The 9,555-nt window shown below is 66.9% G+C and carries 9 protein-coding genes; 5 read left to right on the top strand and 4 right to left on the bottom strand.

Features of this window, described 5'->3' with window-relative positions; all coding sequences use genetic code 11:
* A partial coding sequence (locus tag DIE02_RS19895) for an AAA-associated domain-containing protein (RefSeq protein ID WP_179949180.1) occupies window positions 1–447 on the top strand: 447 nt, incomplete at its 5' end.
* 27 nt (window positions 448–474) lie between these two features.
* On the opposite strand, the gene DIE02_RS19890 is transcribed toward DIE02_RS19895, so the two are convergent.
* On the bottom strand, window positions 475–1,353 hold the full coding sequence (locus DIE02_RS19890; RefSeq protein ID WP_124488209.1) for a MurR/RpiR family transcriptional regulator: 879 nt from the start codon (window positions 1,351–1,353) through the stop codon (window positions 475–477).
* Window positions 1,354–1,721: 368 nt separating this feature from the next.
* Between DIE02_RS19890 and ggt the strand changes: the two genes are divergently transcribed.
* Window positions 1,722–3,473 carry a gamma-glutamyltransferase gene (gene ggt, locus DIE02_RS19885; protein ID WP_124488208.1) on the top strand — a complete coding sequence of 584 codons (1,752 nt, stop codon included), beginning with the start codon at window positions 1,722–1,724 and terminating at the stop codon, window positions 3,471–3,473.
* A gap of 228 nt (window positions 3,474–3,701) precedes the next feature.
* Entirely contained in the window at window positions 3,702–5,030 is a 1,329-nt protein-coding gene (locus DIE02_RS19880) for a dicarboxylate/amino acid:cation symporter (protein ID WP_044846692.1), read from the top strand.
* On the opposite strand, the gene DIE02_RS19875 is transcribed toward DIE02_RS19880, so the two are convergent.
* Window positions 5,027–5,416, bottom strand: coding sequence for a DUF3331 domain-containing protein (locus DIE02_RS19875; RefSeq protein WP_044846693.1), 390 nt, complete (start codon window positions 5,414–5,416; stop codon window positions 5,027–5,029). The genes DIE02_RS19880 and DIE02_RS19875 overlap by 4 nt on opposite strands.
* A gap of 44 nt (window positions 5,417–5,460) precedes the next feature.
* Complete coding sequence (locus DIE02_RS19870) at window positions 5,461–6,753, bottom strand: NAD(P)/FAD-dependent oxidoreductase (RefSeq protein WP_124488207.1); 1,293 nt, start codon at window positions 6,751–6,753, stop codon at window positions 5,461–5,463.
* A 147-nt stretch (window positions 6,754–6,900) separates the two neighbouring features.
* Here DIE02_RS19870 and DIE02_RS19865 point away from each other — a divergent pair, with 147 nt between their 5' ends.
* Window positions 6,901–7,554 carry a TetR/AcrR family transcriptional regulator gene (locus DIE02_RS19865; RefSeq protein WP_124488206.1) on the top strand — a complete coding sequence of 218 codons (654 nt, stop codon included), beginning with the start codon at window positions 6,901–6,903 and terminating at the stop codon, window positions 7,552–7,554.
* Window positions 7,555–7,765: 211 nt separating this feature from the next.
* Here DIE02_RS19865 and soxR read toward each other — a convergent pair whose 3' ends face one another.
* On the bottom strand, window positions 7,766–8,242 hold the full coding sequence (gene soxR, locus DIE02_RS19860) for a redox-sensitive transcriptional activator SoxR (RefSeq protein WP_044846696.1): 477 nt from the start codon (window positions 8,240–8,242) through the stop codon (window positions 7,766–7,768).
* Window positions 8,243–8,321: 79 nt separating this feature from the next.
* Between soxR and DIE02_RS19855 the strand changes: the two genes are divergently transcribed.
* Window positions 8,322–9,548, top strand: a complete 1,227-nt coding sequence (locus DIE02_RS19855) for an efflux RND transporter periplasmic adaptor subunit (RefSeq protein ID WP_124488205.1) — start codon at window positions 8,322–8,324, stop codon at window positions 9,546–9,548.
* The last annotated feature ends 7 nt before the right edge of the window (window positions 9,549–9,555 follow it).

The following is a 9,555-nucleotide window of genomic DNA, read 5'->3' as shown; positions in this document are numbered from 1 at the left end:
CTGATCGAGACGCTCGCGATGGCGCCGTACCACGGCCGCGCGGACATGCCGGAAATCGCGCGCACGCTGCATCTGGAAGTGGACGAACTGTTTCCGATCGCCGAAGTGCTGCAGTACCTCGGTTTCGCCGACGTGCGCGAAGGGGACGTGTTCCTGACGCCGCCCGCGCGCGTGTTCGCGGAATTCGGCACGCAGGAACGCAAGCTGATGTTCGCGGATCACCTGCTGAAGCACGTGCCGCTCGCCGCGCGGATCCGGAAGGTGCTGAACGAGCGCCCGGGCCATCGTGCGCCGCGCGTGCGTTTCGAGCAGGAGCTGGAGGATTTCCTGTCGGACGAGGCCGCCGAGGAAACGCTCGACGCGGTGATCGACTGGGGGCGTTACGGCGAAGTCTTTTCGTATAACGACAAGACGGAAGTGTTCAGTCTCGAGGACGTGGAGAGCTGACGTCCGCGCCCGAATGACGCGCGACCGTCATTCGGGCAAATCCCGCTGATTCGCGTCCTGCGCGCTGCCGCCCGTACTGAGCCGCTCGATCTTTTCCATCCTCTGCCGCGCCAGTTCGGGAAGCCGGTTCGTCACGCCGATCACCAGCGCTTCGGCGAGCGCCAGCGCCGGCACGTTGGTCTGCAGCATCGCGAACGGGCGCCCCTGGATCCGCAGCACGATCTCGGCGAACGCGCTGATCGGCGAGCGCCATTCGTCGGTGATCAGCAGCACGCGCACGCCGAGCTGGTGCGCGGCCTGCGCGAACCGGATGCTGTCCTTCTGATAGCGGCGAAAATCGAAAATGACCAGCACGTCGCCGGGCCCCATGTCGGTCAGCGACACCGACGCGAGATTCAGGTTCGGCTCGACGTACTGCACATGCGGGCGTGCATACGCGAGCGTGAACGAAAACAGCGACGCGAGCGGCGCGGTATAACGCCCGCCGCCGCAGAACACGCGGATTTCCGGATCGGCCAGCAGCGTCACCGCTTCGTCGAACGCCGCCGCGTCGAGTCCCTCGATCGTGGTGGCAAGCGATTGCGAGAGCCGCTGGAAGATCGCCGCATTGCTGTCGCGCATCCCCGATTCCGAGTGGAACGCATCCATCCGCGCGAGCGGCGAATTCATCGCGGTATCGATCTCGTCGTGCAGCGCCTGCTGGAACGACGAGTAGTTCGGGAAGCCGATTCGCACGACGAAGCGGAACACGGTCGGGTCGCTGACTTCGGCTTGCTTCGCGAAGCTCGCGATCGGCCCGAGCCCGAGGCTCGGATAGCGCTCCAGCAGCGCGTGCGCGACCTTCTGTTCCGACGGCGTGAAGCTATCCATCTGGGATAGCAGCAACGCCCTGATGCTTGTCCCCATCGGGCACTCCGGCTTGTTTTTATCTGAATGAATGACAAACGGCAGGCATGCGTCTGCCGGCGACGCCGTGCATGTTAGCCGATCGCCGCGCCGCGGACCGTGTGAGGCCACAGATTAGAGGGGCGCATCATTCGGGTCGTCAATCGGCTGATTATGTAATGTATTAAACATTATCGATCGGAACCTTTCCATAAATTCATCGAGAATTCAGTAATTACCCTAGGTTTTGACATGAAAATGCCGATGCTATGATCGCGGCCTCGCCGGAATGTATGGTTTATTACATGCCGGATCAGCGGCGTCGTCCGGCCTTCCGAGTCGGTTGCGCATCCCGGTATGGCCCGGTCATTCGTCTGGAGGATTCCGTCATGAGGCGGCTCGTCGTACTCACCCTGTTGTCGGCCATCAGCGCAGGCGCGCTCGCCGCTTCGGAACCCGCGGTGGAAGCGAAGAACGGCATGGTCGTGTCGTCGCAGCACTTCGCGTCGCAGATCGGCGTCGACATCCTCAAGGAAGGCGGCAACGCGGTGGACGCCGCCGTGGCGGTCGGCTACGCGCAAGCGGTGACCAATCCGTGCTGCGGCAACATCGGCGGCGGCGGCTTCATGACCCTGCACCTGGCCGACGGCCGCGACCGCTTCATCAACTTCCGCGAGACCGCGCCGGCCGCGGCGTCGGCGAACATGTATCTCGATGCGAACGGCAACGTCATTCCGGACGACAGCCTGTACGGCTATCGCGCGGTCGGCGTGCCGGGCACGGTCGCGGGTCTCGACCTCGCGCAGCGCAAGTACGGCAAGCTGACGCGCAGGCAGGTGATGGAGCCGGCGATCCGGCTCGCGCGCGACGGCTTCGTGCTGACGCGCGGCGATACGGACATCCTCGACACGACGATCGAGCGCTTCAGGAAGGACCCGGAAGCCGCGCGCATCTTCCTGCGGCCGGACGGCACGCCGCTGCAGCCGGGCGACCGCCTGGTGCAGAAGGACCTGGCACGCACGCTCGAGCGCATCGCGGAGCAGGGCCCCGACGCGTTCTATCACGGCGAGATTCCGAAGGTCGTCGAAGCCGCGGCGAAGCGCGGCGGCGGGGTGATCACGGCGGCCGATTTCGCGTCGTATCGCGCGCAGGACATGGCGCCGCTGACCTGCACGTATCGCGGCTACGAGTTCGTGTCGGCGCCGCCGCCGAGCTCGGGCGGCGTGACCATGTGCGAGACGCTGAACGTGCTCGAAGGGTATGACCTGCGCAAGTTCGGCTACCAGTCGGCGTCGGTGGTCCACTACATGACCGAGGCGATGCGCCACGCGTACGAGGATCGCAACACGCTGCTGGGCGACCCGAACTTCATCGACAATCCGGTCGCCAAGCTGACGAGCAAGCAATATGCGGCCGAGATCCGCAAGCAGATCAGCGGCGACATGGCGACGGCATCGGTCGACGTGCAGCCGGGTATCGGCGTGCACGAGAAGCCGGAGACGACCCACTACTCGATCATCGACCGCGACGGCAACGCGGTGTCGACCACGTACACAGTCAACGGCCGCTTCGGCGCCGTGGTGATCGCGCCGGGAACGGGCTTCTTCCTGAACGACGAGATGGACGACTTCACGGTCAAGGTCGGCGCGCAGAACCTGTTCGGCCTCGTGCAGGGCACGCGCAACTCGATCGCGCCGGGCAAGCGTCCGCTGTCGTCGATGGCGCCGACGATCGTGAAGAAGGACGGCAAGGTGTTCATGGTGGTTGGCTCGCCGGGCGGCTCGCGCATCATCACGATCACGCTGCAGACCGTGCTGAACGTGATCGACTACGGGATGACGCCGCAGGATGCGGTCGGTGCGCCGCGCATCCATCATCAATGGCTGCCGGACCAGGTCTATTACGAGACCCGCGGCCTGTCGCCCGACACGCTCGCGATCCTGCGCAACATGGGCTACAAGATGGTCGAGCAGACGCCGTGGGGCGCCGCCGAGCTGATCATGGTCGGCCTGCCCGGCACCGAGGCGGTGAGCCATCAGAGTTCCGGCAACGATTCGTCGGTGTCGGGCAACGTGCGCGTCGGCTACATCTACGGCGTCAACGATCCGCGCCGACCGGCCGGTTCGGCGATCGGCTACTGACCTGAGCTGATTTGATTTGATCTGATTGCACCAGGCTGAACGGTTGCCCCGGCGTTCGCCATCGCGCGAGCGCCGGGGCAGCGACAGCGCGTCCGTTCGCGGACGTCCGCAGTATCGGGCGGGGCGGGTGCCCGGAATGCCGGGCCCGACCGACCCGCAATGCGCGCCGTGGCACGGCACTGACGCGCGCATTTTTTTTCATTCCTGCTCCGTGCATCGAGTTCCGTTATGAACAAACGAATGTCTGCGGCAGTCTGGATCCTGCTCGCGATGGCGGCCGGCATCTTCATCGGCTACATGATCTATACGCAGTTTCCGGACAAGCAGTCCGCGACCGAGATCGCCGGCTACATCTCCCTCGTGTCCGACGTGTTCCTGCGGTTGATCAAGATGGTGATCGGCCCGCTGGTGTTCTCGACGCTCGTCGTCGGCATCGCGCACATGGGCGACGCTTCGTCGGTGGGACGCGTGTTCGTGAAGGCGTTCGGCTGGTTCGTCACCGCGTCGCTGATCTCGCTGCTGCTCGGGCTGCTGATGGCGAACCTGCTGCGCCCGGGCGAGAACCTCGGCCTGCCGCTGCCGGACATCGGCGCATCCGCGCATCTCGCGACCTCCAAGTTCACGCTGAAGGATTTCGTCAGCCACATGGTGCCGAAGTCGATCGCCGAGGCGATGGCGAACAACGAGATCCTGCAGATCGTCGTGTTCTCGATGTTCTTCGGCGTCGCGCTGTCGGCGCTCGGCGAGCGCGGCAAGATCCTCGTCGCCGCGATCGACCAGCTGGCGCACGTGATGCTGAAGATCACCGGTTACGTGATGAAGCTCGCGCCGCTCGCGGTGCTGGCGGCGATGGCCGCGACCGTCGCGGTCAACGGGCTGTCGGTGTTGTTGAAGTTCGCGGTGTTCATGGGCGACTTCTACGTGAGCCTGTTCCTGCTGTGGAGCACGCTCGTGATCGCCGGCCTGCTGTTCCTCGGGCCGCGCGTATTCAAGCTGCTGGTGCTGATCAAGGAAGCGTTCATGCTGTCGTTCGCGACCGCGAGCTCCGAAGCCGCGTATCCGAAGATCCTCGACGCGCTCGACCGCTTCGGCGTGAAGCGCAAGATCTCGAGCTTCGTGATGCCGATGGGCTATTCGTTCAACCTCGACGGCTCGATGATGTACTGCACGTTCGCGTCGCTGTTCATCGCGCAGGCGTACAACATCCACCTGTCGCTCGGCACGCAGGTCACGATGCTGCTGGTCCTGATGCTGACGTCGAAGGGGATGGCCGGCGTGCCGCGCGCATCGCTCGTCGTGATCGCGGCGACACTGCACCAGTTCGACATCCCGGAAGCGGGGCTGCTGCTGATTCTCGGCGTCGACACGTTCCTCGACATGGGGCGCTCGGCCACCAATGCGGTCGGCAATTCGATCGCCAGCGCGGTGGTCGCGAAGTGGGAGGGCGAGCTGATGTCGGAGTCCGAAGCGCAAGCGCATGCCGCGCATCTCGACGCGGAACTGGAACGGCAGAACCGCGATCCGGCCTATGGTGCCGGTCAGGCGACGTCCGTTTAAGCGGCACACGCCTCGTCGATGCACGCCGCCAGCACCATCGCGGCGGCGTTGCCCGGCGCCGAGCCGAGCAGTTGCGGCGCGTAGACGCTGTCGCCGCGCGCGATCGGCCGCCCCGACAGCGCGCAGACGCCGCGCTTGCGCGTCGTGAACAACCGCCACTTCTGGTAGCCGTAGTGGCCGGTGCACGCGTCGCACCACGAAATCATCACGGTGTCGGCCGTGGGCCGCTCGAGCACGCTGATCGACGGCTGGCTCGTCGCATCCCACGACGGCAGGCGATCGCGCGTGATGCTGCGCCGTCGCGGGGCGGCCCATGAAACGGACGGCATGTCGAAGCTGCCGATCGCGGCGACGGTCCTGAGCCAGGCAACTGCACTGTTGCTCATCTTTGCTTTCCTCGAAACGTTGGGCGACGCCGCGAAACGCGGCGTCACGACAGGCGGATGCGCGGTTGCACGCAGCCGTTGATCCGTTCGGCGAGCCACAGCAGCGTCGCCTTGGAGAATCCGTGCAGCGCCTGCTGGTGGCGCCGGTACAGCATCAGGTGGCTGAATTGCGCGAAACGCCCCTGGATGAAGCCGCCGCGGAAGAACCCGAATTGGCCGAGCGTGCCGAACGCGTCGTAGTCGCTGATCGACACGAGCGCGCCGAAATCGTGGAACGCGAACGGCGGCAGCGGCTTGCCCTCGAGCCAGGCGGGCAGGTGTTTCGCGAGATGTTCGGCCTGCTGGGTCGCCACCTGCGCGGTGGGCGGCAGCGGCCGTTCCTGGCCGTCGGGCTGCAGGCTCGCGCAATCGCCGATCGCGAACACGTGCTCGTCGGCCGTGGCCTGCAGCGTGGGCCCGACCAGGATCTGGTTCGCGCGGTTCGTGTCGAGCCCGCCGAGTGCCTGCATGAAATCGGGCGCCTTCACACCCGCCGCCCACACCATCAGATCCGCTTCGGCGAACGAACCGTCGCCGTAGTGGAAGCCGTTCGCATCGGCCGCCGTCACGCGCGTGGACGTCAGCACGTGAAAGCCGATCTGCTCGAGCCGTCGCTGCGCCGACGCGGAAATCCGCGGCGGAAATGCGGCGAGGATGCGCGGGCCGCTTTCGAGCAGCGTGAGCCGCAGCCGCTCGCGCACCGTCGCGTCGCCATACGCCTGCGCCACTTCCAGCAGCCGGCTCAGCTCCGCCGCCAGCTCCACGCCCGTCGCGCCCGCGCCGACGATCGCGACGCGAAACGGCTCGTCGCGCGCGATGCTGCGGAACACGCGCATCCGCAGCGCTTCGTTGAAGGTTTCGGCCTGCCGCTGGCTGTCGATGAAGTAGCAGTGCTCGCGCACGCCCGGTACGCCGAAATCGTTGGCCTGGCTGCCGAGCGCGAGGATCAGCACGTCGTATTCGAGTTCGCGCGCGTCGACCACGCGTTCGCCGTCCTGCGAGCGAATCTCGCCGAGCTGCACGCGACGGCGCGCGCGATCGAGCCCCGTCAATTCGCCGGGCTGGTACGTGTAGCCGTGATCGCGCGCATGGGCGAGAAAGATCACCTGCTGTTGCTGCACGTCGCGCGTACCGGCCGCGATCGTGTGCAGCATCGGCTTCCAGACATGGGTCGGGCTGCGGTCGACCACGGTGACCTGGGCGCGCCCGGTGCGGCCGAGACGTTCGCCGAGGCGGGTTGCGAGCTGCAATCCGGCGATGCCGCCGCCGACGATCACGATGCGAGTAGGGGTTGTCATGAATAAATCATCACGTGATGAATAAGGTATGATCCTAGCGCTTCCCGGCTTCGCATGTCAACGGAGCCGGGCAGGCGACCCGGTTCCGCGGACGCGAACCGGGGCCCGGACACGGGCATTCGATTCATTCAACGGGAGCAGGAAAACGTGGCTGAAGTCACTGAGCGCGCGCCGTCGAAGCGGCGTACGCGCGGGCGGCCGCTGGCGGAGGCGTCCGTCGGACCGGACCTGATATTGCGGGCCGCGCGCCGCACGTTCGCGAAGCGCGGCTATGACGCGACGAGCGTGCGCGAGGTCGCGCGCGAGCTGGGCATCGACGCGGCGCTGATCGCCCATCATTTCGGCGCGAAGGAGACGCTGTGGCTGGCTGTCGTCGAGCAGATCGTCGACCTGGCCGAGCCGCTGTTCGACGCGTTGCGCGCGCTGCGCACGTCGTCATTGCCGCGTCGCGAGCGCGTGCGGCGCGCGATCGAGCTGTGCGTCGATCACGAGTTCGCGGAGCCGGACATCGGCATGTTCTTCTCGACGGCAGCGACCGAGGAGGGCGGGCGGCTCGACTGCCTGCAGCAGCGGATCGTGCGCCCGTATCACGACGCGATGTTTCCGCTGCTGGCCGACGCGGTCGAGGCCGGCGAGATCCGCCCGGTCGATCCGAACGTGCTGTTCTTCATGATCGCGAGCGCGGTCGGCACGACGGTGTCGTACAGCCACATGATGCTGGAGTTCACGTCGCTGCCCACGCGGCAGGAGGCGTTCCGGCAGGCCGTGCTCGACGTCGCGCTCGGCATCCTGAGCGTCTGAGCGCCGCGCGCGACGCGAAGCCGGCTGGCGCGCCGGCGCGATTGACCTTACGCCGGGCAGGGCCCGGACTGCCATTGCTGCCAACCGGCAACGTCTGCGCAGACTGGCGCCCTCACGGGCACGGCGATCGCGGTGAGCGGCGGGGCGGGCGGGTCGGGTGACGCGGGACGCCGGCGCGGCATCGTGCATCGCGCCGGCCGCCGCGCATGCGTCAGTCGAGATCGGGCGGCGTATCACCGAGCCAGCGCCGTGCGCCCGGCCCGTTGCGTCCCGCGCGGTCCTCGGGATTGGTCAGCTTGCAGCGCTTCAGCGACAGGCAGCCGCAACCGATGCATTCGTCGAGATTGATGTAGAGCCGCTGCAGTTCCTCGATCCGGTTCGCGACGCGCTGTTTCCAGCCGCGCGACAGCCGCTGCCAGTCCTTGTTGGTCGGCGCGGTGTCTTCCGGCAGGCTCACGAGCTGTTCGGCGATCTCGTCGAGCGAATAGCCGATCTTCTGCGCGAACACGATGAACGCGATCAGCCGCAGCACCGCGCGCGAATAGTGGCGATGGCTCGAGCCGTTGCGGTGCGACTTGATGAGCCCGCGCGTCTCGTAGAAACGCAGCGTCGATGCCGGCACGCCGCTGCGCGCGGCCACTTCGCGGATCGACATCAGCGGCCATTGCGGGATTTCGTCGATACCCATGACGCCCTCCGGGAAAGCTTGACTTGAAGTTAACTTCAACTTTTATGCTACGCGGCAGTTTAACCCGTCGCGAGGCATCATGCTCTCCTTATCCCTACGCAGGACCTCGCCTTTGGGCGCGGCCTGCGCACTGCTGCTGGCGTTGTCGGGCTGTCACGACGGCAAAGGCGAAACGGCGGCCCAGCCGCTTCCCGAAGTCGGCGTGACGACCGTCGCGCCGCGCACGATTCGCCTCGCGGACGAATTCAACGGACGCGTCGAAGCAGTCGACGCGGTCGAGCTGCGGCCGCGCGTGAGCGGCTATCTGCAGCGCATCGCGTACAAGGAGGGCGACCTCGTCGCACAGGGCGCGGTGCTGTTCGAGATCGATCCGCGTCCGTACCGGATCGCGCTCGACCGCGCGAACGCACAGCAGCAGCGGGCGCGCGCGGCCGCGAGCCTCGCCGATGTGCAGCTCAAGCGCGTGCGGACACTGATCGATGCGCATGCAACTTCCGAGGAGGAACTCGACAACGCGCGCGCGACCGCCGAGCAGGCGCGCGCCGACCTGCGGGCGGCCGACGCGGCCGTCGCCGACGCGAAGCTCAATCTCGGTTTCACCGAGGTGCGTGCGCCGATCGCGGGGCGCGTCGGCCGCGCGATCGCGACCGCCGGCAACCTCGCGCGCGCCGACGACACGCTGCTCACGACCGTCGTGTCGCAAGACCCCGTCTACGTGTATTTCGACTGCGACGAGCAGAGCTACCTGCGCTACAACGCGCGGCGCGCCGACCCGAAGCATCGCGCGATCGGCGCCGATCCGGTGCGCGTGGGGCTCGCGAACGAGACGGGTTTCCCGCACGCGGGCACCGTCGATTTCCTCGACAACCGGCTCGATCCGCAAACCGGCACGATTCGTGCGCGCGTGCGGCTGCCGAACGCGGACCACACGTTCACGCCGGGCCTCTATGCGCGCGTCCAGCTCGTCAGCGGTCGCGACCAGGATGCGCTGCTCGTCGACGACAAGGCGGTGCTCACCGACCAGGACCGCAAGTACGTGTACGTGATCGGCGCCGGCGACAAGGCGCTGCGTCGCGACGTCACGATCGGCCGTGCGCTGGACGGCGAGCGGATCGTCGAGAAGGGGCTGGAGCCGGGCGATCGCGTGGTCGTCGACGGCGTGCAGCGGATCTACTATCCGGGCGCGCAGGTGAATCCGAAGGTGCTGCCTGCACGCGCGGATACGGACACCGGCACCGGCCCGGGCAGCGGCACGCAGGCCGCAGCGGTGGCGGTGGCCGACGCCGGCGCGCCGGCCGCGCGGTAACGGGAGG

This window comes from Burkholderia sp. Bp8991 (assembly GCF_003853795.1).
GTDB lineage: Bacteria > Pseudomonadota > Gammaproteobacteria > Burkholderiales > Burkholderiaceae > Burkholderia.
This window is presented reverse-complemented; position numbering and strand designations above follow the sequence as displayed.

Excerpts from the sequence above, each read along its gene's own strand:
- DIE02_RS19890 (WP_124488209.1), bottom strand. The coding sequence starts at position 1,353 with ATGGGGACAAGCATCAGGGCGTTGCTGCTATCCCAGATGGATAGCTTC.
- DIE02_RS19880 (WP_044846692.1), top strand. The coding sequence starts at position 3,702 with ATGAACAAACGAATGTCTGCGGCAGTCTGGATCCTGCTCGCGATGGCG.
- DIE02_RS19875 (WP_044846693.1), bottom strand. The coding sequence starts at position 5,416 with ATGAGCAACAGTGCAGTTGCCTGGCTCAGGACCGTCGCCGCGATCGGC.
- ggt (WP_124488208.1), top strand. The coding sequence starts at position 1,722 with ATGAGGCGGCTCGTCGTACTCACCCTGTTGTCGGCCATCAGCGCAGGC.
- soxR (WP_044846696.1), bottom strand. The coding sequence starts at position 8,242 with ATGGGTATCGACGAAATCCCGCAATGGCCGCTGATGTCGATCCGCGAA.
- DIE02_RS19855 (WP_124488205.1), top strand. The coding sequence starts at position 8,322 with ATGCTCTCCTTATCCCTACGCAGGACCTCGCCTTTGGGCGCGGCCTGC.
- DIE02_RS19870 (WP_124488207.1), bottom strand. The coding sequence starts at position 6,753 with ATGACAACCCCTACTCGCATCGTGATCGTCGGCGGCGGCATCGCCGGA.